Raw genomic sequence first — 23,328 nt, 5'->3', positions numbered from 1 at the left:
TCACGATGATCCATCACCTGTCGCTCGGGACCAATGACGTCGCGCGGGCGCGTGCCTTCTACGACCCGGTCCTCGCCGTGCTCGGCATCCGGCTGCTGCAGGCCGATGCAGGCTCGGCCGACTATGGCGTGGGCAGCTTCCTGTTCAGCCTCGAGACGCCCGTCGACGGCCGTCCGGCCACGGTCGGCAACGGCGTGCATGTCGCGTTTTCGGCGGGACGGCGGGGCATGGTCGAGGCGTTCCATCGCGTCGCCCTGGACCATGGCGGGACGGATGCCGGGCCGCCCGGGCTGCGACCGCAATACGACCACCATTATTATGCGGCCTTCGTTCTCGATCCCGACGGCAACAAGATCGAGGCGGTGACCTATTCGGCAAAGTGACAAAGGGCGGCGAGCCTTGGCTCGCCGCCTCGGATCCCGGGCGGGGGCGGCACCGGAACGATCCGGCGCAGCCGCGTCCTCAGGCCGCCTTCTGGGCCTGCTTGTTGACCGAGCTCTCGCCGAGCTTGGACAGGGCCTCGTCGGTGGCGATCTCTTCGCGCAGGGTCTGGTCGAGCAGCTTGGCCGCATCCTTGAGCCCGAGCTGCTGGGCCCAGGTCTTCAGCGTGCCGTACCGGGAAATCTCGTAATGCTCGACGGCCTGGGCCGCCGCGAGCAGGCCGGCGTCGAGCGCGGGGCTGTCCTCGAACTCCTCCATGATCGACTTGGCCTCCTCGATGATGCCGAGGATGGCGTCGCAGGTCTTGCCGCGCGGCGCCTTGCCGATGATCTCGAACACGTCGCCGAGACGGTCCACCTGGGTCTCGGTCTCGTCCCGGTGCTTCTCGAAGGCCTGCTTCAGACCGGGCGAGGTTGCGGCCCTCGCCATCTTCGGCAAGGCCTTCAGGATCTGCTTCTCGGCGTAATAGATGTCCTTGAGCGTATCGATGAAAAGATCGTTCAGGGTCTTGGGATTGCTTGCCATGGTCGCACTCCGGTTGGAATCGGCGAGCAGGAACGGCTACACTGCCCCGCCGGTTCCGCCGGACCGGCGTCTGTACGCTACGGTACCGCCGCCCGCGTCAGGCGAGCTGAGCCTGGATCGTCGCCAGGTCCTTGAGATGTTCGCGGATATGACCGCGCGCTAGCATCGCGACGGCGCGACTGTAAGGGTCCTTCCCCTTGCCGAGATAGGCCTCCTGGAGCTCCAGAAGCTCCTGGTGGCCCTCGATCTGATGGGCGATATAGGCCTTGTCGAAAGCGGAGCCCGTCGCGGTATTCTCCAGCCGCCCGAGCATCGACTGGCCTTTCGGCTCGAGCGCCTGCGCGGGGGCGTGCGCGCGCTGCCTGAGCACCGCGGCGACGGTTTCCTGCTCCGCGATCTCCAGTTCCGCGAACGATTTCGCCAGGGTTCCCGCCCTGGTCAGCGCGAGGCGGCTGGTTTCGAGGGCGATGCCGCCGGCGGCGAGCGTCGCATTGGCATGCTGCGTTTCGTCGGGACCCGCCGCGGGCTGCGAGCCGGCCAGCGGCTGCCCCGTCGTTGCCTGGGCGACGGCCAGGCCGGGCAGCAGCAGCGCGCCGGTCAGGACGATCATGCGTCGATGCATCGCGAAGTCCTCACTCCGGGTGGAAGCCGACGGAAATAACCGTCCGCTCGGCAGGTCAGGATCTGAAACGACGCTGCGACGGGCGTTGTTCGATTTCACGGGGCGGGGTGCGCGACCGCACCGTCGCGCGCCCGGCCGCCTGGAAAGCCGAACTTCCGCCCCATTCGCAGCTACAAACGAGCCGTCGCCTCATCGTGCAAGGGAGTTGGCCATGTACCATGAGAAGCTGAAGCAATTCCGCAGGCGATCGATCGAGAAGGCCCTGCGCGCCGGGCTTCCCGCCTATTTCATCGACGAATGCCTTGGAGACGGCGTGATCCGGATCAAGCCGGACGGCGTTGTGGAACGCATCGTCGTCCAGCAGGGCCAGGCCCAGATCAAGCCGTTCGAGTGCCGGTCCTGCTGACGGCCTCGGGTCCGTCGACCTTCCGCCGGCCGATACAGGGGCGGCGAGGTCACGAGGTTTCCCGGGCCGGAGCGAGCGGGGAAATGGCCGGTCCATTGAGAACCGAACCGTCCGGCGCGAAATGCGAGCCATGGCACGGGCAATCCCAGCAGCGCTCGAAGGCGTTCCATTTGAGATGGCAGCCGAGATGCGTGCAGACGGCGGAGCGCAGCTGGACCGTGCCGTCCACATCGCGATAGGCCGCGACCTTGTTCAGCCCGTCGCGGAGGATTCCGCCTTCGCCCGGGCCGAGCTCGTCCACCGAGGCGATCTCGCCCGGCAGGGCATATTCGGCCATGTTCGTGACGGCGGTGGCGTTCTCGCTCAGGAAGGTGGCTGCCGCGCGGGCCGGCGTGCGGGCGGGATGGTAGACCGCGGCGTACTCGCTGCCCTCGCCGGCGATCATCGCCGGGATGATCAGGCTGGCGACGACGCCATGCGTCATGCCCTGGCCTGAATCGCCCGTGGCGACATAGGTGCGCCGGCTGTCAGGGTCGCGCCCGATATAGGCGCCGTAGTCGAGCGTCTCCATCACCTGGCCCGACCAGCGGTGGGTCTCCCGCCCGAGATCCGGCAGCAGCGTCCTGATCCAGGCTTCGAGCGCGGCGAAGCGCCTGGGCGCGTCGTCCGCCTCGCCGGTCTTGTGATCCTCGCCGCCGACGATCAGGAGGTCCTTGCCGTCCGCGCCGGCGGTCAGGCGGACATAATGATAAGGGTCGGCCGTGTCCCAGTAGAGCGCGTCGGCGAGGCGTCCGCGTTCGATCTCGAACGCCATCGCATAGGTCCGGTAGGGCGCCTGCTTGGTGTGATAGGCGAAGCGGGCATGGACGGGCGCGTTGGTGGCGACCACCGCATGTCGGGCGAGGACCTCGTGCCCGCCGGCGACGCTCAGGCGAACGCCGTCCGCGGTCTCGGCGATCTCCTCGACCGCCGAGCGCGGATGCAGGGCCGCGCCCTGCGCCGCCATCGCCTCGCACAGGCCGCGCAGATAGGCGAGGGGATGGAAAGTCGCCTGCCCCGGATAGCGCAGGCAGGGCGTCTCGGTGAGCGTCCGCAGCGGCAGCCCGGTCTCGCGGACCACCGCGATACCGAGCCGGCGGGCTGCCTCGGCCTCGTCGTCCAGGATCGACGGCTCGCTGCCCGGATCGAGGCAGAGGATGCCGTCCAGGCGGCGGAACTCGCAGGCGATGCCGTGGCGCTGCACGATCTGCTCGATCCTGTCGAGCGCGGCGCTCTGGCTGGCCTGGAAGCCGCGCGCCTCGTCGATCTCGCGCATCGACAGCAGGCTCGCCAGGGAATCGTCGCAGATCGGCGCGAGATGGGCGGTCGTGCGCGCGGTCATCCCGCCTGCGATCGCGCCGCGGTCGAGGATCACGACCGACAGGCCGCGCTGCAGCAGTTCGTAGCCGATCGAGAGTCCGGCGATGCCGGAGCCGACGATGGCCACGTCGGCGTTCGCACTCCCGGCCAGGGGACGCGCGTCGGGCGCGACCTGCGCATCCATCCAGACGGAGCGGCTGTGTTCGTCCCAGGCGTTCATCGCGACCTCCGCCGATTGCGAGGAAACGTGACGCCCCGAGGCCGGGGTCCCGGCGCGGCCGCGACCGTACGCCAGCGTACCGTCGCCGGGGGCCGAGATCGCGGCTCCGGCCGGATCGCGGCTTCGGGAACAATCGCGCCGCGCGGAACGTTGCGCGCTCCGTGATGAGCTTGTCTTCGCGCCTGAACATCTTCCGGAAGGGGAGCCGTCCGCAGCAGGCCCCGCCCGGCCGAAGCCCGGCTTCGATGTTCTGCCCCGGCCGGAATTGCCGCGACGCGGTGGCGGCCGAGCGGGCGGCCGTCCTCATCGACGGCGCCGAGTATTTTCGCCATCTCGAGAGCAGCCTTCGCCGGGCGAGGCGCTCGATCATCATCATCGGCTGGGATTTCGACGGCCGCATCCGCCTGCGCCCGCAGGCCGGCGACGACGACTCGCCTGCGCTCGGGCCGCTCCTGCGCGCGCTGGTCGAGGCGAAGCCGGAGCTTCACGTCCATATCCTGATCTGGAGCGTCTCGGTCCTGCATGGCCCGAGCGCGATCGCTCCCGCCCTGTTCGGCAGCGAATGGCAGGGCCATCCGCGCATCCAGGTCAAGCTCGACACCCGGCACCCGATCTACGGATCGCACCACCAGAAGATCGTCTGCGTCGATGGCGCGATCGCCTTCGTCGGCGGGATCGATCTCACCGTGCGCCGCTGGGACACGCCGGAGCATCTGGCGGAGGATCCGCGCCGCCTCGACTGCGACGGCGAACCCTACGCGCCGGTTCACGATGTCCAGATGGTGTTCGACGGCAGCGCGGCGGCGGCGATGTGCGCCATGGCGGCCGAGCGTTGGCGCAGCGCCACGGGAGAGGCTCCGGGCGGCGATGCGGATCCACCGGCGCAGGCGCGGCAGGGTGGCGCCGACGATCCCTGGCCGGACGGGCTGACCCCGGACTTCCACCCGGCCTCGGCCGCCATAGCGCGGACCGAGCCGGCCTATGACGGGCGCGCCGAAATCCGCGAGTCGGCGGCGCTGGCGCTCGACATGATCGCGTCGGCGGAGCGCTCGGTCTACATCGAGACGCAGTATCTGACGGCGCGGAGCATCGGTGCGGCGCTGTCGAAGCGGCTCAAGGCCCGCAACGGACCCGATATCGTCATCGTGATGACGCGGGAGGCGCGCGGCCTCCTCGAACGCCTCGCCATGTCCGAGAACCGCGACCGGCTGATCCGCAGGCTCGCCCGGGCGGACCGGTTCGGCCGGCTGCGGGTGCTCTACCCGGTGGTTCCGGGGCCGGAGGGGGACGTCGAGGTGTTCGTCCATTCCAAGCTCATCATCGCCGACGACCGGTTGATCCGGATCGGATCCTCGAACCTCAACAACCGCTCGGTCGGTCTCGACACCGAATGCGATGTCGCGATCGAGGCCGGCAGCCCGGCGGACCACCGCGCCATCGCCGGCATCCGCAACCGGCTCCTGGCGGAGCATCTGGACTGCCCGGTCGACGCCGTCGACGCCGCGATCGCAGCCGACGGGCTGGTGCCGGCGCTCGATCGGCTCAACCGCAAGCCGCGCGGGCTCAGGCCCTTCGACGTGAGCACGCCGGACGGGCCGTTCCGGCCGATCCTGGGGACGCAATTCCTCGACCCGGAGCGCATCCTGCGGCTGCCCTGGCCGTTCCGCTAGAGCGCCCCTCGGTCCGCGGGGGCGGTGATCGCGCCGACAAGGCCCGTAACCTCACGCCGATCCGGACGCCTCCTGCTCCCTGCGGCCGCGCAGCAGCGAGAACGCCAGCAGCGCTGCGCCGGGAAGCAGGGGCACGAGGAAGTAGACGGCACGGAAGATGAGCAGGCCGGCGACCACGCCGGCGCCGGGGAGAACGGTCGCCACCACGGCCTCGATGACCCCGAGCCCGCCGGGGACATGGGCGATCAGCGAGGCGATGTTGGCCAGCACATAGCTTGCGGCGACATCGGGGTAGGATACCGTCCCGAGGCTCGCCAGGGCCTGGTGCAGGCTCGCCGCGACGAGGGCGAAGTTCAGCGGGCCGACGACGAACTGGGCGGCGGCGAGCCGGGGATCGGGCAATTCGACGCCCCAGTTCCGGATCCGCCAGCGCCCGCGTACGACGACGCAGGCGACGAGGTAGGCCGCCAGCATCAGGATCAGCCCGGCCGCCAGGGCGAGCAGGGCGCTTTCGGGCAGGCCGGTCAGCTTCGCCGCCAGGTCCGTGCGCAGGAGCAGCGCCAGCGCTGCGAGCGTGCCGAGGCCGATGCCGACTGTCGCCCCGCAGAACAGGATCACCCTGGCGACCTCGCCGACGCTGAGCCCCCAGCGCGCGTAGAAGTGGTAGCGGATCGCGCCGCTGCTCAGAGCGGCCAGGCCGATATTGTGGCCGAGCGACAGGCTGGTGAAGGAGGCCAGCGCCGCCTGCCGATAGGGCAGCGGCCTGCCGGCATAGCGGAGCGCCAGGGCGTCGAACAGGGTCAGGCAGGCATAGCTGGACAGGGCGAAGCCCAGTGCCGCGGCCACGCGCGCCGGGGCGGCCGAGCGCAGCAGGCGGACCAGTTCGTCATAGCTGTGGCCGCGCAAGGTCCGGTGGAGCAGGTAGGCCGCCAGCGCGATGGCGGCCAGCGCCAGGAGGGTCCGCAGGACGGAGGGCCATCGCTTGGCGCCGCCTCCGCTCCCGTCGCGGGAAGCGTCAAGGTCCATCGGTTTCGGCAAGGCCGGCCTTGCCCTCCTGGACCGGGACGCGCAGCCGCACGACCAGCGGCAGGTGGTCGGAGGCGACGCTGGCGAGCGGCGTGCGCAGCACCGCGGCGTCCGCGACCTCGATATCCTGCGACACGAAGACATGGTCGATGCGCAGCAGCGGCCGGCGCGACGGGAAGGTCGGCGCCGGCTTGCCCTGCGAACCGGCCAGATGGGCGTCGCCCATGCGGGCGGCGAAGCTCCGGTAGACCTGGCCGCCCGGCAGCGAGTTCAGATCGCCCGCCACCACGACGGGAGCCGGGCATTGCCCGAGCCAGTCGGTGCCCAGCAGGGCCAGCGCCTGAGCGCGCCGCTCGCGGCGGCCGAGGCCGAAATGGGTGTTGATCACCTGCAGCCGGGCGCCGTCCAGCACCGCCTCGATCCGGATGGCGCCGCGCGGTTCGGCCAGCCAGGAGATGCGCGGGCCGGGCAGGAAGCCGACCTTGACGAGCCGGGACCGGCCGCGCGTCAGGACCGCATCGCCGTATTGCTCCTGTGCGATCCGCAGCGCCGGGTGGAAATGGCTGGCGAAGCCGAGCTTCTCGGCGATGAGGCGGGCCTGGTCGACGCCGCCGCTGCGCAGCCGGCCGACATCGATCTCCTGCAGGGCCACGATGTCGGCGTCGCAGCCGGCGATCACCTCGGCGATGCGCTCCGGCGAGAGCCGGCGATCGGTGCCGAGGCAGCGGCGGACGTTATAGGTCGCGAGGGTGACCGGGACGGTCGGGGGCGAGCATGCATCTCGGGTCATCAGCACTCAATGCGGGATCGGCTCGGAAGTTCATCGAGTTCGGCCGGACGCCCGGCTCAGCCCGAGCGCTCGCGCTCCTTCAGGAGGCCATTGAGGCGGTCCTGCTTCTCGTTGAGCATGTCCGCCAGCCGCTCCTCCTGGGCCGCTCCGGAGGCCGCGGCCGCCTGCTCCGTCAACTCCGAGATCTGCCGCCGCAACAGCGCGATCTGGTCGTCGAGAGCCTCGTGATTGCCGTTCTCCGCCATCGCTCCGTCTCCGTCATGCCGCTGCCGTCAACAAAAACCCGGAGCTCCGAGAACTCCGGGCGCCGCTGGCTGTGGTCCCATGGACAGCATGAGCTGCCCGGTCAGCGACGAGTTGGGTGCCGGGGCGTGGCACCGGCTCTCGAACGGGACCCGGCCGCTTCGGTTCCGCTACCGTGCAGAGATTGTGCGGAGACGTACCAAGCTATCGGCCCGGACGAATCGGGCGCTTGCGGCCTGCACAGCTCCTCGGACGAAACCGCGGCGAACGGGCTTCGGCGCCTGCGACGCGAGAGGGGCCATGATGACGGGCGACGGTCAGCTGATCCTGCGCGACGGCGGCCGAGCCGGCCTGAGCCGGCCCGGCCGGCTGCGGCGCCTCAATGCTGCGCTTCGAGCTCGGGAGCGGCCTCGCGCACCAGATAGCGCTGCGTGAGCGGCGCAAGGTTCTCGGAGAGCCAGCGCGCCATCTCCTCCTCCTCGCGGAGGATGCGGGCGCAGACGGCGCTCGTCTCCCGATCACCGACTTGCTCGGCCGCGGCGATGAGAATGCGGTAGGCGGCGATCTCCATCTGCTCGAAGGTATAGCTCGCCATCGCGCCCTTGATGATCTCGTCGCCGACGAAGATGCCGCTCAGGCCCTGCCCGAAGGCGACGAACTTCGCAGCGAGATCCTTGATGGTCGAGGTGTCGCCGCCCCGCCTCTCGATGCAGTCCTGGAGCAGCGAGGCTTGCTGGCGGGTCGTGCCGAGGTGAGCCTCGATCTTCGCCTTCACGTCCGGATAGTTCTCGATCCGCGACGCGAGAGACGACAGCATCGTCTCGGCCTGCCGTTCCATGGCGTGCGCATCACGCAACCATTCCATCAGCCGTTCTTCGGGACTGGCCATCTGCATATCTCCTGATCGATCGCTGGGCTCGCTCGAAGACGTCCGAGAGAACGCCGCGAGGGCCCGGCGGCGCCGTCATCAGCGAGGCGCCCTGCCGCCTGCCCCAAGAACCGGGCAGGCTCGCGGACGTTCAGCCGTGCCGTGGATCGGTGCGCTGGCGCACGCTGCGGGACAGTTCGGAAGGGCGCAGTCGGGTCGGCGGGACGCTCGATCACGCTGCATGGACGGAGTCGTCCAAATGCAGCGTGATCGATTCTAGAGGTTTAAAGCATGCTCTAGATGATCGGCTTGCCGCCGGTCACGGCGACGGTCGCGCCGGAGACGTAGCTCGACAGCGGATCGGCGAGCATCACATAGGTGGTCTGGAGCTCGGCCGGCTGGCCGGGCCGCTGCATCGGCACCTGCTTGCCGAAATTGGTGACGCTCTCGCCGGTCATCGTCGAGGGGATCAGCGGCGTCCAGATCGGCCCCGGCGCGACGGCATTCGCCCTGATCCCCTTCGGCGCCAGCAACTGGGCGAGGCCGGCGGTGAAGTTCTGGATCGCCCCCTTCGTCGTCGCATAGGCGAGCAGGGTCGGGTTCGGCATGTCCGCGTTGATCGAGGCGGTGTTGATGATGGCGCTGCCCGGCTGCATGTGCGGCACCGCAGCCTTCGTCAGATAGAACATCGCGTGGATGTTCACCGCGAAGGTCGTCTGCCATTCCTGGTCGCTGATCTCGTCGAGCTCCTCGAAGCTGGCCTGGTGGGCGGCGTTGTTGACGAGGATGTCGATGCCGCCGAGCTCGCGCAGCGCCGTCGCGACGATGGCGCGGCAATGGTCGGAGGATTGGATGTCGCCCGGAACCAGCACCGCCTTGCGCCCGGCCTTCGCCACCCAATGCTCGGTCTCGGCCGCGTCGTGGTCCTCGTCGAGATAGGCGATCAGCACATCGGCGCCCTCGCGGGCATAGGCGATGGCCACCGCCCGGCCGATGCCGCTGTCACCGCCGGTGATGATCGCGCGCTTGCCGGCGAGGCGGCCGGCTCCCTTGTAGGAGTGCTCGCCATGGTCCGGCTGGGGCTGCATCTGGCCGGTCGCGCCCGGCATGGCCTGCTGCTGGTCGGGAAAGGGCGGCTTGGGATGATCGGTCACGTTGTCCTCCGGGGCGTTCGCTGCGGGGCACCGATCTCACGGGAACGGCGGGCAGATGGAGCCGACCTGATCGGATTCGGCGCTTGGACGGCCAGTGGCCCGGTATTCGAGGCACGCCGTCCCGGCGAAGGCGCAACGCGGCAACGCCGGGACGGGTTCCGGCGCGCCGGCGCACGCTTCGGCGACACGCCAGGCTCTTGCCGGGCTTGCTGGCCGGGGTTCGAGCCGCGCAGCGCCGCCGTGCCCGGCGCGGAGCCGTCCGCAGCGCGCCGAAGGTGCGGAACCACTTGCGAATCCTCGCGCTTATCGACACATCTCCTTCCCTCTGGACTGGCTATCGGGGGAAAGGAGATGCCATTCTCGTCACTGACGGATCCGGTCGAGCTCGCCCGCGCCCAGGCGGCGCTGGAAGCCGCCTGGAAAGCGGTCGCAACCAATATTCCCGAAGCCCTCACCGAGCAGGAACGCACCAGGCTGGCCTATATCGTCGCGAATCTGGTCGCTCTCTCGATCGATGAGGACGACCTGATGCAGCGCAGCATCGACCAGTATCGGCGTTCGCCCTGAGCCCCGGCGAGAGCGCGTGGCTCCGGGCCGGCAAGCCTACAAATCGCCGAGGCTCCGGCGGCGCGATCCGCGCGCCGCTGGAGCCTCGATCCCATTCCCGGCCTGGCCGGGCAGTGGTTACCAGGTCACCCTGAGGCCAACGCGCCCACCGAGACTGTGGCCCTCGCCTTCGCCGAGTGCGAAATTGTAGTCCGCCGCGGCGAACAGGTTGACGTTCTCGGCCAGGCGACCGGACATTCCGAGCCCGAGCTGGGCCCAGGTGCCGCCGAGCCCGGTCTTCAGCGTAACGGGGAAATTGCCCGCCAGATTGGTGAAGGTGGTCTTCGCATCAGCGCCGAAGCTATGCCAGAGGTTGGCCCGGGCCCAGGTCGTCACCGGGCGCCCGCCGAGCGACCAGTCCTTGGTCAAGCGCGCGCCGACTCGGCCGTAGAGCACGTCGGTGTCGTCATATTTGGTCCAGCCGAAGCTGTCGGCGCCGCCGTCGAGCGAAACGCGCTGGTAGATCAACTGCGCCTGCGGCTCGATGGTCCAGCCGGCACCGAGGGCGACGGGATAGCCCCCCTCGAGCGAAGCGGTGAGGCCCCAGCCGCTCGGCTTGAGGCGCTCGCCGAACATCGAGGTCGCCTCGACCTGATCGTACCGGGTGCCTTGCACGACGGCATCGACATACCAGCCGCTCGCGCCCTTGCGGGTCCAGTAGCCGCCGAGCGAATAGCCGTACATCGAGACGGATCCGGCCCTGCCGCCATAGACGGCGTCGACGTCGCCGACGATGCGGCCTGCACCGACATAGAGGCCGGCAATGTCGCGGACGCCATCGGCCGCGTGCCTGCGGAAGAGATCGAGGCCGGTCTGCAGGCCAGCGACGTCGAAATCGTAGTCGGGCCCGTTCTTGTAGAAGCTGTTCAAGCGTCCGAAAGCTCCGGTGCCGCCCTGCTTGACCGTTCCAGTCTCGCCGAAGACACGGCCCCACGCCGCGCTGCGCCGCTCGCCCGACGCCGTGCGGGCGTCGGCATAGTCCTCGCCGTTGCGGTCGTGATAGGTCCCGAGCATGACGAGGCCGAAGCGGTTGGCCATGGCCGGCACCGCCAGGTTGACCGGCACCTCCACGCGGTAATTGGGCAGCTCGGCCGCCTGCGTCGCCGCCGGCGTTCCCGGCTGTGCGCCACCTTGCGGCGTCTCCTGCGCCGCACCGGGCGTGGTCGTCGGCCCGGTGTAGACGGAGCGCAGGAAGTAGTCCTGCGCATCCGAGCTGCCGCCGCGGAACAGGTTGTATTCATAGGCGCCGGCCGCGACGCGCCCGGCGAGAGAGAAGGCGCCGGACGCGGTGGTTCCGCCGTTGATCGCATCGACGACACGGATGCCGTCGCCCGTCGTCAGCGCGCCGCCGCCACCGGCATTGCTGATGCGAAGGCCGGTCGTGCCGGTCGCGCTGCCGCCATCGATCACGAGCTGGTCGCTCGGCGAGTTGTCGCCGCCGAGCACGGTGTTGAGCGCGATCGTTCCGCCCTGGCCGACATAGCTGCCGGTGGTGAGCGTCGTGCCGGCGGTGCCGCCGGGCAGGCCGAGCATGACCGTTCCGGCATTGGTCAGCGAGGCGACGGTCTGGCTGTTCCCGAGCAGGTCGAGCGTGCCGGCCGCCTGCACCGTGTAATCGGAATTCGGGCTGAGCACGTTGGCGGCGCCGGCCGCAACGGTGCCGGCGTATAGGGTCGTCGGCCCGGCATAGGTGCTCGGGCCGGTCAGGCGGGTGTAGCCGTTGTGGAAGTCGACAGCGCCCGTGCCGCCGATCGCGGCCGCGAAGGTGTAGGCTCCGCTGGTGTCGCTATGGTTGAACACCAGCCGTCCGGTGCCGGCGCCGAAGGTGACCGTGGGCGTGTTCAGCGCGCCCGGCGCCGCAGCGGCCGCCCCGGCGGCCGCGCCGATATCGAGCGTGCCGGTCGAGCCTGCCTGCGCCGCTATCGTGGTGCCGCCGGCGGCATTCACGACAGCCTGATTGCTGATCGTCAGCGCTCCCGCGCCGGCGTCACCGACGACCAGCGAGGCCGCGGTCATCGATGTGCCGGCACCATCGATCGTGGCTGTTCCGGTGCCCGTTGCCAGGGTGCCGATGCTGAAGGCGCCGCCGGCGGTCGCCGTTGCGCCAGCCAGCAGGCTCAGCGTGCCCCGGCCGATGAAGCCGATATTGATGTCCTGGCCGGCGGTCATGGCCGAACCGGGGCCCGTAACGGTTATGGTGCCAGTTGCGGTGGTGGGGCCACCCGCATGTCCACCAGCGTTGATGAAGCCATCGGCGTGAAGCAGGCCACCATTCTGAACGGTCACCGAGCCGGTTCCGCCGGAGCCGCCAACATAGACATTCGCGACGCTGTTCACGGCCGAGCCCGCGCCATCAATCAGCACGAAGCCGCGAGCCCCGCTGTCGATGTGGCCGACGAAAAGACCACCTCCGACGGGGTTGGTGATGTTGACCTGGCTGCCGCTGAGCACGTTGAGGGTGCCGGTCGAATTGTCGTTCTGGCCGACGCCGATGGAGCCGTTCGTATTCCAGACCGAGTTGTTGCTCAGGGTTACGGTGGCGGTGGAGCCGGTGCCCTGGGCGATCACGCCGACGGCCGGGATAGCCGATGTCGTGTTGACGGTACTGCCGTTGGTGATCAGGACGTTGCCCTGAGACCCGGCTGCGTTGGCTATGAACAACACCGAGCTGGTCAGCGTCGCATTGTCGACGGTGACCTGCCCTGACGTGCCGGTCGAGGCACCGAGAACGAGCCAGTTGCTGACCGACACGGCGCCGCCGTTCTGGATGCTCACTGAGCCATTGGCCGCGTTTCCAACGACCAGGTTGCCGACGACGTTCCATGGATTGGTGCCGGCCGGATAAGCCGGCGTCACATCGCCTGACGTCATGATCTGCTGCGCCTGCACTCCGGATGCCGGCATCAGCGTCAACGCCGTCGCCGTGAGCAAGGAAAGCCGCAAGGACACTCGCGGCACCTCGAAATGACCAGCTCGCCCGCTTCTCGGAATCACGGATTCTCTCCCCGATTTAAAAGTCGGCGAGATGTTTAAATAGGTTGCATGCAAGGGATACCCTTGGTTGTGTCAACCGTGGGTAGCGCCGGGCGCATGTCGTTTAAACCGATTCAGTCTTGACTAAATCGGTTTAAACGTGCGAGTCGCGCGATTCTGTAAATAATGGTACAAATTTGGATCTAATTTCTCTGGGAATACTATTTACAGGCAGTATCGATCAACTGTCACAAGATTTATTCACATGATCGGATCTGCTGATGCGTTATCCTGTGTTGTTGACGTAAGGCAATATAACTTACCATTGGTCATGCATCTCGCTGCAATTCCGGGTTGGTGCAACTCCGCCCGAGCTGAACGGCGGTCTCCGCAGAGCGCCTGCCAAATCCTCGCTGCCGGGAAGCCGAGGTCGAGGCTATGCCGCCTTCTTCGCCGCCTTGCGTTTCACCGGCTTCGGGGGCGCCCGGCCGGCGCTCGCCCGCAGCGCTTCCATGAGGTCGAGCACCTGCGGCGCCTTAACCTTCTTCGCCGCCCTGACAGGCTTGCCGGCGAGCTTCGCCTTCACCAGCTCGGCCAGAGCGGCCTCGTAGCGATCGTCGAATGTCGACGGGTCGAACGTGCCGCGCTTGGTGTCGATGATGTGCTTGGCGAGCTCGAGCATCTCCTTGTCGAGCTTGAGCTTCGGGACGCCGTCGAAGGCCTCGCGCGCCGAGCGGACCTCGTAGTCGAAGTTCAGGGTGTGGGCGACGAGGCCGAGGCCCTGGGCGCGGATCATCAGCGAGCGGTAGCGGCGAAACAGCACCGCATGGGCGAGAGCTGCGACCTGGCCGGCGCGGAGCGCCTCGCGGATCACCGCGAAGGCCTCGTTCGCCATCTCGCCCGACGGAGCGAGATAGTAGGGCTTGTCGAAATAGACGGTGTCGATCTCGGCGCAAGGCACGAAGGCGGCGACGGCGAGGGTCTTCTTGCTCTCCTCCACGGCCTTGGCGATCTCCTCGGGCTCGACCTCGACATAGCGGTTCTCGCCAATCTCGAAGCCCTTGATCTGCTCCTCGCGCCCGACCGGCTTCTCGGTCACGGGGTCGATGAATTCGCGCCGGACCCGATGCCCGGTGTCGCGGTTCATGGTGTGGAAGGCGATGCGCTCCGAGGTGCTGGCGCCGGTGTAGAGCGCGACCGGGCAGCTGATCTCGCCGAATTTCAGATAGCCCTTCCAGTTCGCCCGCGGCGCAGCCATGGCCCTCGCTCCAGAACGCAGCATCGGCGAGTCAATGCGGGGCAGCCCGGCAAGTTCCGGCACAGGGAACCGAATCGAGCCAAGCCGCATTGAATCGGCACAGCCGTCGAGCGGAGTTGCAGCGCATGCCTGCCCGGACCTACTGGAAAGGCTATCTCAAGCTCTCGCTGGTGACATGTCCGGTGGCGATGAGCCCGGCCACCTCCGAGAGCGAGAAGGTCCGCTTCCACACCCTGAACCGCGAGACCGGCAACCGCGTCGTCAGCCGCTATGTCGACGCCGAGAGCGGCGAGCCCGTCGATCCCGAGGACCAGGCCAGGGGCTACGAAGCGGAGGCCGGCCGCCTCGTCGTGATCGAGGATGAGGAGCTCGACGCGGTCAAGCTCGAGAGCGTTCGCACGATCGACATCGACGCCTTCGTCCCGCGCGCGTCCATTCCCTGGATCTATCTCGACAGCCCGCACTATCTGGTTCCCGACGACGAGGTCGGCGAGGAGGCGTTCGCGGTCATCCGCGACGCCATGGCGGCCACCAGGATGGTCGGCATCTCCCGCGTCGTCCTCTACCGCCGCGAGCGCGCCGTGATGCTGGAGCCGCGCGACAGGGGGATCGTGCTGTGGACGCTGCGCTACGGCGACGAGGTCCGCGACGAGAAGGCCTATTTCGCCGAGATCGACAAGGAGAAGCCCGAACCCGAGCTGCTCGCGCTGGCCCAGAAATTCATCAAGGCGAAGACCAAGGAGTGGTCACCCGACATGGTGAAGGACCCGGTTCAGGAGCATCTGCTGAAGCTGATCGCGGCCAAGAAGCGCCGCAAGGGGACGCGCGCCGCCGCCGCCGCCGCCGCCGGCGGCAAGGAGCGGCCGAGCAACGTCGTCAACCTCTTCGAGGCGCTGAAGAAGAGCCTTCAGGCCGACAAGGCGCTGCGGAGCTGACCCGGCTGACGGGATTGCGCCGCATCGCCGCATGCACCGCTTCCGCGTCGGCGACGGCGGGCCTCAGGACAGGCGGCGGTCGAGGACGTCGTCGATCCGGTCACATGCGGCGCGATGCTCCGCGAGCAGGTGCTGCAGCGGTCCCGTCGGGCGGAATGCGCGCGGATCGGCCTCGTCCTCCCCGCCCTGCCGCCAGGCCTCGATCGCCGCCTCGGCCGCGGCCCATTCGCGCGCGGTCGGCTCGCCGACGACCGGCATGCCCGCCTCGTCGGCGATCCGCCTGGCGATCCGGCCGCGAAGCTCCCGCTCATAGGCGACGATGGCATCGAGTTCGTCACGGTAGCGTGGCATCGGGCTGGAGCGGTTCTTTCAGGCAAGGGCGCCGTTCGGGGACCTGTCACGCGGCGAGGATTCTTCCGCGGAAGCGCGGGCATTCCCTAGATCCTGCGGCCGCCCTTGCGCCTGCCGCCGGAGGCTCCGGGCCGCTCCCCGGGCTTCCGGCCCAGGCCCATCGACTTCGCCAGCTGCGCGCGCGTCTCGGCATAATTGGGTGCGACCATCGGATAGTCGGCCGGCAGCTCCCACTTCGCCCGATACTCCTCCGGCGACATGTCGTAGGCCGTGCGCAAATGGCGCTTCAAGGATTTGAACGGCCGCCCATCCTCAAGGCAGTAGATGGCATCGGGGGTGATCGACTTCTTGACCGGAATGGCCGGGTTCGGCTTTTCGGGCTCCGGCTCGGGGCTTCCATTGCCGAGCGCGTGAAGCGTCGTGTGGGTCTTCTCGATCAGCGCGCTCAGTTCCGATTGCGGGAGGCGGTTGTGCCTGACATAGGCCGACACCACCATCGCAGCCAGGCCAAGCAACTCTTCGCGGTTGTCCGACATTGTTCCTCCACTCCCTCGCGACACCTGACTAGCCGATTCGCCAGGGCCGCGAACAAGCGCTCGGACCATATGGTTACTCGCTCAAATGCAAGAGGTTAACCTTTCGCATTCCGGCCGGTCGGGACGCATCGGCCCGGCCGTCACCGGCCGTCCGTCCTAGCTGCTCTCGCCGGCCTTGCCGCCGGACATGGTCGCGGTCTGGCGCGTGGCCACGCGGTCGAGACACTCGGCCATCTGGGCGGTCCCCCATTTGTGCCTGGAGCATTCGCCGGTGCCGATCGTCAGGTTCCGGGCGACGGCGTGCGGCTGGTCGGTTCCGCCGCAGCCGGTCAGAACCAGGGCGATGGCTGCGAGAGCAAGGCGCATGTCGATCCTCCTTCCGGGCTGCCAACTCGACCAGCCATATGCGGCGGCAATTTGATCCCCGGCAGCCGATCTGGCGATCGACGATCAAGGGCTTGACCTTGCCATGGTTGGAACCTGCAGGCTCACTCCGGAACGCCCATGTCGCTCATGCGCCGGGAGCCCGCCGATGTCCGATCAGCAGCACGCGCACCATAGCGGCCACGGGCCGCACCACCATCGGGAATCGGCCGCGGCCGGAACGGTGAAGGACCCCGTCTGCGGCATGGATGTCGATCCGGCGACGACGCCGCATCGGAGCGAGCACGGCGGCGCGAGCCATTATTTCTGCTCGGCCGGATGCAAGGCCAAGTTCGACGCCGCTCCCGCCGCCTATGCGGCGAGCGTACCCGGGCCGCCCAAGGCTCAGCCGGTCGCCGAGGGCACCATCTATACCTGCCCGATGCACCCGCGGATCCGCCAGGCGCAGCCTGGAAACTGCCCGATCTGCGGCATGGCGCTCGAGCCGGAAATGCCTTCGCCGGACACAGGTCCGAGCGCCGAGTTTCGCGACATGCGGCGCCGCTTCTGCATCGGCCTCGTGCTGACGCTGCCGATCCTCCTGCTGGAGATGGGCGGGCACCTGACCAACCTGCATGGCTGGCTCGGGCCGCGCAGTTCGAACTGGGCCCAGCTCGTTCTGGCAACGCCCGTCGTGCTGTGGGCTGGATGGCCCTTCTTCGCGCGCGGCTGGCGCTCCCTGGTGACCCGCCAGCTCAACATGTTCACGCTCATCGCCATGGGCACGGGCGTCGCCTGGCTCTACAGCGTGGTGGCGACCGCCGCGCCGGGCATCTTCCCGCAGGCGCTGCGGAGCGCGGACGGAGCGATTCCGATCTATTTCGAGGCGGCGGCCGTCATCACCGTGCTGGTCCTGCTCGGCCAGGTGCTCGAGCTGCGCGCCCGCGAGCAGACCGGCGGCGCGATCCGCGCGCTTCTGGATCTCGCACCCAGGACAGCGCGGCGGGTGAGGCCGGACGGCACCGACGAGGATATCGGACTCGATGCGGTCGCCGTCGGCGACCGGCTGCGGGTGCGCCCGGGCGAAAAGGTCCCGGTCGACGGCACGCTTCTGGAAGGACGCAGCTCCGTCGACGAATCCATGGTCACCGGCGAGTCCATGCCGGTGACCAAGGCGCCCGGCGCCGCGCTCATCGGCGGGACGATGAACCAGACCGGCGGCTTCGTGATGGAGGCCGCCAAGGTCGGGAGCGACACCATGCTCGCGCAGATCGTGCGCATGGTCGCCGAGGCGCAGCGCTCGCGTGCGCCGATCCAGCGGCTGGCGGACGACGTCTCGGGCTGGTTCGTGCCCGCCGTGATCCTGGTCGCGATCATCGCCTTCCTCGCCTGGTTTCTCGCCGGACCGGAGCCGCGCCTCGCCCATGCGCTGGTCGCGGCGGTCGCCGTGCTCATCATCGCCTGCCCCTGTGCGCTCGGCCTCGCCACGCCGATGTCGATCATGGTGGGCGTCGGCCGCGGCGCGGGACTCGGCGTGCTGATCAAGAACGCCGAGGCGCTGGAGCGCTTCGAGAAGGTCGACACGCTGGTGGTGGACAAGACCGGGACGCTGACCGAGGGACGGCCGAAGGTCACCGCGATCGTCCCGGCCGAAGCCCTGGCGGAGTCCGAGCTGCTCCGGCTGGCGGCGACCCTGGAGCGGTCCAGCGAGCATCCGCTCGCGCTGGCCGTCGTCAATGCCGCGCGCGAGCGCGGCCTCACCCTCGGCACGGCGCAGGCGTTCGACAGCCCGGTCGGCAAGGGCGTGACCGGCACCGTGGAGGGCCGGAGACTGGTCCTGGGCAGCCACGCCATCATGGCCGAGGCAGGGGTCGACCTCTCCGCCATGAGCGCCGAGGCCGAACGGCTCCGCGGCGAGGGCGCCACGGTGATCTTCATGGCGACCGACGGCGTCCTCTCCGGCCTCTTCGCGATCGCCGACCCGGTCAAGGCCACCACGCCCGAGGCCGTCCGCACCCTGACGGCGCAGGGCATCCGGGTGGTGATGCTGACCGGCGACAACAGGACGACCGCCGAGGCGGTCGCCCGCAGGCTCGCCATCTCCGAGGTCGAGGCGGAGGTCCTGCCCGAGGACAAGAGCGCAATCGTCGCGCGGCTGCGCCGCGAGGGCCGCGTGGTGGCGATGGCCGGCGACGGCGTCAACGACGCTCCGGCCCTCGCCGCCGCCGATGTCGGGATCGCCATGGGGACCGGCACCGACGTGGCGATCGAGAGTGCCGGCGTCACGCTCCTGAAAGGGGATCTTCAAGGCATCGTGCGGGCGCTGCAGCTCAGCCGCGCGACGATGAGGAACATCCGCCAGAACCTGTTCTTCGCCTTCATCTACAATGCGGCCGGCGTACCGGTGGCGGCCGGCGTGCTCTACCCCGCCTTCGGCATCCTGCTCTCGCCGATCATCGCCGCCGCGGCCATGGCGCTGTCCTCGGTCAGCGTCATCGGCAACTCGCTGAGGCTGCGGAGCGCGCGCCTGTAGCCTTCGCGGGCGCGGTGGCGGGTCCGGGTCATCGATGCTAACGGTATCGATCACCCGGCTCCGCGCGATCCGATGCAGCTGAACCCGCTTCTCCACGCCGAACTGGTCACGGGCCGCAGGCAGTCGGCCCTGATCGACCTGTGGTCGACGACAGGCTTCGCCGCGGCGGTGAGCGAGGTCACCGGCCCGCATCTCTACCAGTTCGGAGAGCTGCCGGTCCCGACGGTCGCGATCACGCTCTATGACGTCCGCCGTCACGTGCTGATCGAGAACGGCAGGGTCAGGCGCGATGCGCCGGTTCGCGCCGGGCGCTTCCGCATCGGGCAGCCCGGGCGCAGCGTTGTCGTCGATGCCGTGCCCGAGGTCCGGTCCGGCAAGCTGCTCCTGTTCTATCTGGGCGAGGCCCTGCTCAGGGAGGCGGGTGCCGCGCGGGGATCGGCCGGTCCGATCGCCCTGATGGACAAGGTCTGGGACGCCGAGGATCCGATGCTGGAGATGTCGGCGAGACGCCTGGTCGAGGCCAGCGAAAGCGGCGTCCGGCCCAACGCCCTCCTGGCCGAACAGGTCGCCTATACCCTCGCCCTCCATCTGTCCGATCGCTATGCCGCACCGGAGACGCGGATGTCCGGGCACTTGCCGGGACTGGACGAGGCGATGCGCCAGCGCGTCGCCGAGTTCGTGCTGGACGATCCGGCCGCTCCGATCACGCTGACGGCGATGGCGCAGGTCGCCGGCATGAGCCCGTCCCATTTCATCCGGAGCTTCAAGCGGACGACGGGCATGACGCCGCATCGCTTCGTGGTCGAGCAGCGGGTCCTCGCCGCCCGGCGCCTGCTCGAGACCTCGGACCTGCCGATCGTCGAGGTCGCCCTTGCGGCCGGCTTCTCGTCGCAATCGCATTTCGGTGTCGCCTTTCGGGCGGTGACGGGAGAGAGCCCGGCGCGGTATCGCCGCCTGCGGCGCGGGCGCCAGTGATTTTTCGACAAAACCCCGAAGATGAGCGCCCCGCCGGAGAATTTTCCGGCAGACGGCCGGCGCTGTTCTGAGAGACCTCTCCGCCCCAGCCGATCGCCCATGGAAGGCGACGCGAGGGAGGCAACCAATGGCGACATCCGAAAGCACAGTCGCGCCGGGCGAGGACACCAGCCTCACCGGCTTCTACAAGGACATGACCGTTCCCGAAAAGCGCACCTTCTGGGCCTGCGCGACGGGCTGGGCGCTCGACGGCATGGATTTCATGATCTACCCGCTGGTGATCGGCACGATCATCACGCTGTGGAAGGTCGACGCGGGCACGGCCGGCCTCGCCGGCACCGTGACGCTGCTGGCCTCGGCGGTCGGAGGCTGGGGCGCCGGCTATCTCGCCGACCGCATCGGCCGCGTGCGCACGCTGCAGCTGACCATCCTGTGGTTCTCCTTCTTCTCGCTGCTCTGCGCCTTCGCGCAGAATTTCGACCAGCTCCTGATCTTCAGGGCCCTGCTCGGGCTCGGCTTCGGCGGCGAATGGGCGGCCGGCGCCGTGCTGATGGGCGAGACGATCCGGGCGCAGTACCGGGGCCGCGCGGTCGGCTCCGTCCAGTCGGGCTGGGCCGTCGGCTGGGGGCTCGCCGTGCTGGCGCAGGCCGTGCTGTTCTCGCTGCTGCCGGCGGAACAGGCCTGGCGCTGGATGTTCGCGATCGGAGCGCTGCCGGCTCTGCTGGTCCTGTATCTGCGCAGCTATGTGAAGGAGCCGGAAGTCGCCGCGCAGACCCGGGCCAGGGGCGCCGCCACCGGCGATCGCCCGTCGATCCTCGCGATCTTCCAGGGGCCGATCCTGAAGACGACCATCCTCGCCTCGCTCGTCACGACGGGCTGCCAGGGTGGTTACTACGCCATCACCTTCTGGGTGCCGCGCTTCCTGACGACCGAGCGCAAGCTCTCGATCGTGAGCTCGACCGGCTACCTGTCGGCGCTGATCGTCGGTTCCTTCGCCGGCTATCTCGTCGGCGCATGGTTCGCCGACAGATATGGCCGCCGCAACCTGTTCCTCAGCTTCTCGCTCGGGGCCATTGTGGTCGTGCTCGCCTACACGCAGCTGCCGCTGTCGAACGAGCTGCTCTGGGTGCTCGGCTTCCCGCTCGGCTTCTTCGCCTCGGGCTATTTCTCCGGCATGGGAGCTTTCCTGACGGAGCTGTTCCCGACCAGGCTGCGCGGTTCGGGCCAGGGCTTCTGCTATAATTTCGGCCGGGGCGTCGGGGCTCTCTTCCCCTTCCTCGTCGGCTACCTCTCGCAGATGACCTCGCTCGCCAACGCGATCTGCCTGTTCGCGCTCTTCGCCTATCTCCTGTTCTTCCTCGCGGCCTACGCGCTGCCGGAAACGCGCGGCAAGGTGCTGCATGCCGATGCCTGAGGCTTCGCTCCCGGATCGTGCCCCGGCCTGTCCGGGGCCCGATCCTGCTCCGCGCGGGCCGACGCGCTTCGCCGTGCCGCGCGGGGCCGTCGACACCCATGCGCACGTCATCGGCGTGCCGCCGGCCCATCCCTTCGTCGTCGACCGCAGCTACACGCCGCCGGCCGCACCGCTGGAGCGCTACGTCGCCATGCTCGACGCGACGGGCATGAGCTACGGCGTCCTGGTCCAGGTCAGCGTGCACGGCACGGACAACAGCCTGATGGTCGAGGCGCTGAGGGCGCATCGCGACCGGTTGCGCGGCATCGCCGTGATCCCGCTCGGCCTGCCCGACAAGGCGCTGGCGGAGCTCAAGGAGGCGGGGGTCGTCGGCCTGCGCCTCAACATCCTCTACGGTGGCGGCATCGGCTTCGAGCAGCTGGAGGACTATGCCGCGCTCGCCCGCGAGATGGGCTGGCACCTGCAATTCCTCATCGACGCCAGGGACCTTGCGCCGCTGGCGCCGAAGCTCGGCAAGCTGCCCGTGCCCTTCGTCGTCGACCATTGGGGGCATTTTCCGGTCTCGCGCGGGCTCGGCGACCCCGGCTTCCGGACATTGCTCGCGCTGGTGCGCGACGGGGGCTGGGTCAAGCTTTCGGGCGCCTACCGCAACACGGTCGACGGGCCGCCCTATGCCGACACGGTGCCCTTCGTCCGCCTCCTGCACGAGGCGGCGCCTGAACGCTGCGTCTGGGGCTCCGACTGGCCGCATGTCGCCCATTGGCAGCGGATGATGAATGTCGGCGAGCTGCTCGATCTCCTCGCCGACTGGGTGCCCGATCCGGCGGCCCGCGAGCGGGTACTCACCGAGAACGCGCACCGGCTCTACGGCTTTGTGCCGGAGCCGGCCGGCGCGGCCAAGGGCTGAGTCGCCGCGGCGGCCCAGCCCTGACGCTCGCGCCAGTCCGGCTCGAGCGCGGCGAAGCGTGCGAGCCTGAAGCTGGAGAGGTCGGCGAAGCCGCAGGCGCCGTCCACCACGAGGTCGCGGATCGCGCGGCCGCTCGCCGGCGAGAGGCCGAAGCCGACGCTCGACAAGGTCGCGACCACGACATTGGCCTGCGCGTCGAGACGGTCGATCACCGGCCGGCCATCGGGCGTGTTCTCGATCACCCCGGCCCAGGAGCGGATGATGCGGGCATGCGCCGCCTTGGGCAGCAATTCGGCGAGGCGCCTGCCGATCGGCAGCATCAGCGGCGTGGTCGGCTTGGGGGGCGTGCCCTCCTCGCCCAGCGCCAGCCATTCATGCGGGCCGCCGCCATAGGCGAGGTTGCCGCGCAGGGTCTGGCGGCCATAGAGCCCGCAGCCGTCGACGCCGCCGAGCGGCATCAGCGGCAGCGGCTCGGTCACGATCATCTCGCAGCGGGCGGACTGCACCGGCACCTCCTGCCCGAGCAGGGCGGAGAGCCGGCCGGTCTGCGGCCCGGCGGCGAGCACGAGGCTGTCGCAGCCGACCTCGCCGCGATCGGTCTCGACCGCAATGACGCGGCCGCCCTCGCTGCGGAAGCCGGTGACGGTGGTGTGCTGCAGGACGCGCCCGCCATGGTCCTGCATCGCCCAGGCATAGCCCTGCAATGTGCGGTGCGGATTGGCATGGCCGCCGAACCTGTAGTGATAGCCGCCGACGATGGTGTCGCCCGCCAGCGGCACGAGCTCCTTCGCCTGCCTGGCGTCGAGCACCTCCGATCGGAAGCCCTGCCGCTCGGCGTTGCGCAGCGCGCGGCCATAGAGCGCCATCTGCTGCTCGTTCGCGGCGAGGCGGATGCGCTGGGGCCGGAATTCGGTCGGGTAGCCGAGCAGGTCGTCCATCATCGGCCAGAGCCGCTGCTCCTCGGCGAAGAGGGGCGAATGGTGGTGCGAGCAGCCGCCGCCATTGCGGCCGGAGGCCTCCCAGCCGATCAGCCCCTTCTCCAGCACCAGCACGTCGACGCCGCCCTGCGCCAGCCACCAGCCGGCGGAAAGACCGGTGACGCCGCCACCGACGATGACGACCGAGGCTCCCTTGATCCCGTTCATCGCTGCCG

Annotated in this window: 23 protein-coding genes; 9 read left to right on the top strand and 14 right to left on the bottom strand. The window is 69.1% G+C overall.

Going from position 1 to position 23,328, the window contains the following annotated elements; all coding sequences use genetic code 11:
* Positions 1-5 precede the first annotated feature (5 nt).
* The gene (locus CS1GBM4_RS18065) at positions 6-383 is read left to right on the top strand and encodes a VOC family protein (protein WP_186420122.1); all 378 of its coding nucleotides are present in this window, start codon (positions 6-8) and stop codon (positions 381-383) included.
* A gap of 79 nt (positions 384-462) precedes the next feature.
* Here CS1GBM4_RS18065 and CS1GBM4_RS18060 read toward each other — a convergent pair whose 3' ends face one another.
* Both CS1GBM4_RS18060 and CS1GBM4_RS18055 read right to left on the bottom strand, forming a co-directional pair.
* A complete protein-coding gene (locus CS1GBM4_RS18060; protein ID WP_186420121.1) occupies positions 463-966 on the bottom strand; it encodes a ferritin-like domain-containing protein in 504 nt (167 codons plus the stop codon).
* Positions 967-1,063: 97 nt separating this feature from the next.
* Positions 1,064-1,687, bottom strand: coding sequence for a DUF4142 domain-containing protein (locus tag CS1GBM4_RS18055; RefSeq protein WP_186420120.1), 624 nt, complete (start codon positions 1,685-1,687; stop codon positions 1,064-1,066).
* 112 nt (positions 1,688-1,799) lie between these two features.
* On the opposite strand from CS1GBM4_RS18055, the gene CS1GBM4_RS18050 reads away from it, so the two are divergent.
* Entirely contained in the window at positions 1,800-1,994 is a 195-nt protein-coding gene (locus CS1GBM4_RS18050) for a hypothetical protein (protein ID WP_186420119.1), read from the top strand.
* Between the two features lie 49 nt (positions 1,995-2,043).
* On the opposite strand, the gene CS1GBM4_RS18045 is transcribed toward CS1GBM4_RS18050, so the two are convergent.
* The gene (locus CS1GBM4_RS18045; protein ID WP_186420118.1) at positions 2,044-3,573 is read right to left on the bottom strand and encodes an FAD-dependent oxidoreductase; all 1,530 of its coding nucleotides are present in this window, start codon (positions 3,571-3,573) and stop codon (positions 2,044-2,046) included.
* Positions 3,574-3,818: 245 nt separating this feature from the next.
* Between CS1GBM4_RS18045 and CS1GBM4_RS18040 the strand changes: the two genes are divergently transcribed.
* Positions 3,819-5,243, top strand: coding sequence for a phospholipase D-like domain-containing protein (locus CS1GBM4_RS18040; protein ID WP_244607293.1), 1,425 nt, complete (start codon positions 3,819-3,821; stop codon positions 5,241-5,243).
* A 51-nt stretch (positions 5,244-5,294) separates the two neighbouring features.
* Here CS1GBM4_RS18040 and CS1GBM4_RS18035 read toward each other — a convergent pair whose 3' ends face one another.
* The 5 genes from CS1GBM4_RS18035 to CS1GBM4_RS18015 form a co-directional block, all read right to left on the bottom strand.
* A complete protein-coding gene (locus tag CS1GBM4_RS18035; protein ID WP_186420116.1) occupies positions 5,295-6,269 on the bottom strand; it encodes a lysylphosphatidylglycerol synthase domain-containing protein in 975 nt (324 codons plus the stop codon).
* Complete coding sequence (locus CS1GBM4_RS18030) at positions 6,259-7,059, bottom strand: endonuclease/exonuclease/phosphatase family protein (RefSeq protein WP_186420115.1); 801 nt, start codon at positions 7,057-7,059, stop codon at positions 6,259-6,261. The genes CS1GBM4_RS18035 and CS1GBM4_RS18030 overlap by 11 nt, the downstream gene beginning before the upstream one ends.
* Positions 7,060-7,115: 56 nt before the next feature.
* Positions 7,116-7,304, bottom strand: a complete 189-nt coding sequence (locus CS1GBM4_RS18025) for a hypothetical protein (protein WP_186420114.1) — start codon at positions 7,302-7,304, stop codon at positions 7,116-7,118.
* Between the two features lie 377 nt (positions 7,305-7,681).
* A complete protein-coding gene (locus tag CS1GBM4_RS18020) occupies positions 7,682-8,191 on the bottom strand; it encodes a ferritin-like domain-containing protein (protein ID WP_186420113.1) in 510 nt (169 codons plus the stop codon).
* A gap of 275 nt (positions 8,192-8,466) precedes the next feature.
* On the bottom strand, positions 8,467-9,324 hold the full coding sequence (locus CS1GBM4_RS18015) for an SDR family oxidoreductase (RefSeq protein WP_186420112.1): 858 nt from the start codon (positions 9,322-9,324) through the stop codon (positions 8,467-8,469).
* A gap of 351 nt (positions 9,325-9,675) precedes the next feature.
* On the opposite strand from CS1GBM4_RS18015, the gene CS1GBM4_RS18010 reads away from it, so the two are divergent.
* Positions 9,676-9,891 (top strand): hypothetical protein, encoded by a 216-nt coding sequence (locus CS1GBM4_RS18010; RefSeq protein WP_186420111.1) that lies wholly within the window; start codon positions 9,676-9,678, stop codon positions 9,889-9,891.
* A 117-nt stretch (positions 9,892-10,008) separates the two neighbouring features.
* Here the strand turns inward: CS1GBM4_RS18010 and CS1GBM4_RS18005 are convergent, their stop codons facing one another.
* The gene (locus tag CS1GBM4_RS18005; RefSeq protein ID WP_186420110.1) at positions 10,009-12,978 is read right to left on the bottom strand and encodes an autotransporter outer membrane beta-barrel domain-containing protein; all 2,970 of its coding nucleotides are present in this window, start codon (positions 12,976-12,978) and stop codon (positions 10,009-10,011) included.
* 361 nt (positions 12,979-13,339) lie between these two features.
* Positions 13,340-14,161, bottom strand: coding sequence for a Ku protein (locus CS1GBM4_RS18000; protein ID WP_186420109.1), 822 nt, complete (start codon positions 14,159-14,161; stop codon positions 13,340-13,342).
* A 125-nt stretch (positions 14,162-14,286) separates the two neighbouring features.
* Between CS1GBM4_RS18000 and CS1GBM4_RS17995 the strand changes: the two genes are divergently transcribed.
* Positions 14,287-15,096, top strand: coding sequence for a Ku protein (locus tag CS1GBM4_RS17995; RefSeq protein WP_186420108.1), 810 nt, complete (start codon positions 14,287-14,289; stop codon positions 15,094-15,096).
* Between the two features lie 63 nt (positions 15,097-15,159).
* Here CS1GBM4_RS17995 and CS1GBM4_RS17990 read toward each other — a convergent pair whose 3' ends face one another.
* From CS1GBM4_RS17990 to CS1GBM4_RS17980, 3 genes are all read right to left on the bottom strand, one after another.
* A complete protein-coding gene (locus tag CS1GBM4_RS17990; RefSeq protein ID WP_186420107.1) occupies positions 15,160-15,447 on the bottom strand; it encodes a hypothetical protein in 288 nt (95 codons plus the stop codon).
* An 86-nt stretch (positions 15,448-15,533) separates the two neighbouring features.
* Complete coding sequence (locus tag CS1GBM4_RS17985) at positions 15,534-15,983, bottom strand: MucR family transcriptional regulator (RefSeq protein WP_186420106.1); 450 nt, start codon at positions 15,981-15,983, stop codon at positions 15,534-15,536.
* A gap of 156 nt (positions 15,984-16,139) precedes the next feature.
* Complete coding sequence (locus CS1GBM4_RS17980; protein WP_186420105.1) at positions 16,140-16,349, bottom strand: hypothetical protein; 210 nt, start codon at positions 16,347-16,349, stop codon at positions 16,140-16,142.
* Positions 16,350-16,515: 166 nt separating this feature from the next.
* Between CS1GBM4_RS17980 and CS1GBM4_RS17975 the strand changes: the two genes are divergently transcribed.
* The 4 genes from CS1GBM4_RS17975 (at position 16,516) to CS1GBM4_RS17960 (ending at position 22,175) form a co-directional block, all read left to right on the top strand.
* Entirely contained in the window at positions 16,516-18,879 is a 2,364-nt protein-coding gene (locus CS1GBM4_RS17975; RefSeq protein ID WP_186420104.1) for a heavy metal translocating P-type ATPase, read from the top strand.
* A 72-nt stretch (positions 18,880-18,951) separates the two neighbouring features.
* Positions 18,952-19,854, top strand: a complete 903-nt coding sequence (locus CS1GBM4_RS17970; protein WP_186420103.1) for an AraC family transcriptional regulator — start codon at positions 18,952-18,954, stop codon at positions 19,852-19,854.
* Positions 19,855-19,981: 127 nt separating this feature from the next.
* Positions 19,982-21,268 carry an MFS transporter gene (locus tag CS1GBM4_RS17965; RefSeq protein WP_186420102.1) on the top strand — a complete coding sequence of 429 codons (1,287 nt, stop codon included), beginning with the start codon at positions 19,982-19,984 and terminating at the stop codon, positions 21,266-21,268.
* The gene (locus CS1GBM4_RS17960) at positions 21,261-22,175 is read left to right on the top strand and encodes an amidohydrolase family protein (protein ID WP_186420101.1); all 915 of its coding nucleotides are present in this window, start codon (positions 21,261-21,263) and stop codon (positions 22,173-22,175) included. The genes CS1GBM4_RS17965 and CS1GBM4_RS17960 overlap by 8 nt, the downstream gene beginning before the upstream one ends.
* On the opposite strand, the gene CS1GBM4_RS17955 is transcribed toward CS1GBM4_RS17960, so the two are convergent.
* Positions 22,133-23,320: an FAD-binding oxidoreductase gene (locus CS1GBM4_RS17955; protein ID WP_186420100.1), complete on the bottom strand. Its 1,188-nt coding sequence runs from the start codon at positions 23,318-23,320 to the stop codon at positions 22,133-22,135. The genes CS1GBM4_RS17960 and CS1GBM4_RS17955 overlap by 43 nt on opposite strands.
* Positions 23,321-23,328 lie beyond the last annotated feature (8 nt).

This window comes from Allobosea sp. CS1GBMeth4 (assembly GCF_900185715.1).
Taxonomy (GTDB): Bacteria; Pseudomonadota; Alphaproteobacteria; order Rhizobiales; family Beijerinckiaceae; genus Allobosea.
Note: the sequence above shows the minus strand (reverse complement) of the source record. Positions and strands in the feature narration are given on the sequence as shown.

What these genes read in the sequence shown, in the direction of transcription:
- CS1GBM4_RS18065 (WP_186420122.1), top strand. Translation starts at nt 6, where the DNA reads ATGATCCATCACCTGTCGCTCGGGACCAATGACGTCGCGCGGGCGCGT.
- CS1GBM4_RS18060 (WP_186420121.1), bottom strand. Translation starts at nt 966, where the DNA reads ATGGCAAGCAATCCCAAGACCCTGAACGATCTTTTCATCGATACGCTC.
- CS1GBM4_RS18050 (WP_186420119.1), top strand. Translation starts at nt 1,800, where the DNA reads ATGTACCATGAGAAGCTGAAGCAATTCCGCAGGCGATCGATCGAGAAG.
- CS1GBM4_RS18045 (WP_186420118.1), bottom strand. Translation starts at nt 3,573, where the DNA reads ATGAACGCCTGGGACGAACACAGCCGCTCCGTCTGGATGGATGCGCAG.
- CS1GBM4_RS18040 (WP_244607293.1), top strand. Translation starts at nt 3,819, where the DNA reads ATGTTCTGCCCCGGCCGGAATTGCCGCGACGCGGTGGCGGCCGAGCGG.
- CS1GBM4_RS18035 (WP_186420116.1), bottom strand. Translation starts at nt 6,269, where the DNA reads ATGGACCTTGACGCTTCCCGCGACGGGAGCGGAGGCGGCGCCAAGCGA.
- CS1GBM4_RS18030 (WP_186420115.1), bottom strand. Translation starts at nt 7,059, where the DNA reads ATGACCCGAGATGCATGCTCGCCCCCGACCGTCCCGGTCACCCTCGCG.
- CS1GBM4_RS18025 (WP_186420114.1), bottom strand. Translation starts at nt 7,304, where the DNA reads ATGGCGGAGAACGGCAATCACGAGGCTCTCGACGACCAGATCGCGCTG.
- CS1GBM4_RS18020 (WP_186420113.1), bottom strand. Translation starts at nt 8,191, where the DNA reads ATGGCCAGTCCCGAAGAACGGCTGATGGAATGGTTGCGTGATGCGCAC.
- CS1GBM4_RS18010 (WP_186420111.1), top strand. Translation starts at nt 9,676, where the DNA reads ATGCCATTCTCGTCACTGACGGATCCGGTCGAGCTCGCCCGCGCCCAG.
- CS1GBM4_RS18000 (WP_186420109.1), bottom strand. Translation starts at nt 14,161, where the DNA reads ATGGCTGCGCCGCGGGCGAACTGGAAGGGCTATCTGAAATTCGGCGAG.
- CS1GBM4_RS17995 (WP_186420108.1), top strand. Translation starts at nt 14,287, where the DNA reads ATGCCTGCCCGGACCTACTGGAAAGGCTATCTCAAGCTCTCGCTGGTG.
- CS1GBM4_RS17990 (WP_186420107.1), bottom strand. Translation starts at nt 15,447, where the DNA reads ATGCCACGCTACCGTGACGAACTCGATGCCATCGTCGCCTATGAGCGG.
- CS1GBM4_RS17985 (WP_186420106.1), bottom strand. Translation starts at nt 15,983, where the DNA reads ATGTCGGACAACCGCGAAGAGTTGCTTGGCCTGGCTGCGATGGTGGTG.
- CS1GBM4_RS17980 (WP_186420105.1), bottom strand. Translation starts at nt 16,349, where the DNA reads ATGCGCCTTGCTCTCGCAGCCATCGCCCTGGTTCTGACCGGCTGCGGC.
- CS1GBM4_RS17975 (WP_186420104.1), top strand. Translation starts at nt 16,516, where the DNA reads ATGTCCGATCAGCAGCACGCGCACCATAGCGGCCACGGGCCGCACCAC.
- CS1GBM4_RS17970 (WP_186420103.1), top strand. Translation starts at nt 18,952, where the DNA reads ATGCAGCTGAACCCGCTTCTCCACGCCGAACTGGTCACGGGCCGCAGG.
- CS1GBM4_RS17965 (WP_186420102.1), top strand. Translation starts at nt 19,982, where the DNA reads ATGGCGACATCCGAAAGCACAGTCGCGCCGGGCGAGGACACCAGCCTC.
- CS1GBM4_RS17960 (WP_186420101.1), top strand. Translation starts at nt 21,261, where the DNA reads ATGCCTGAGGCTTCGCTCCCGGATCGTGCCCCGGCCTGTCCGGGGCCC.
- CS1GBM4_RS17955 (WP_186420100.1), bottom strand. Translation starts at nt 23,320, where the DNA reads ATGAACGGGATCAAGGGAGCCTCGGTCGTCATCGTCGGTGGCGGCGTC.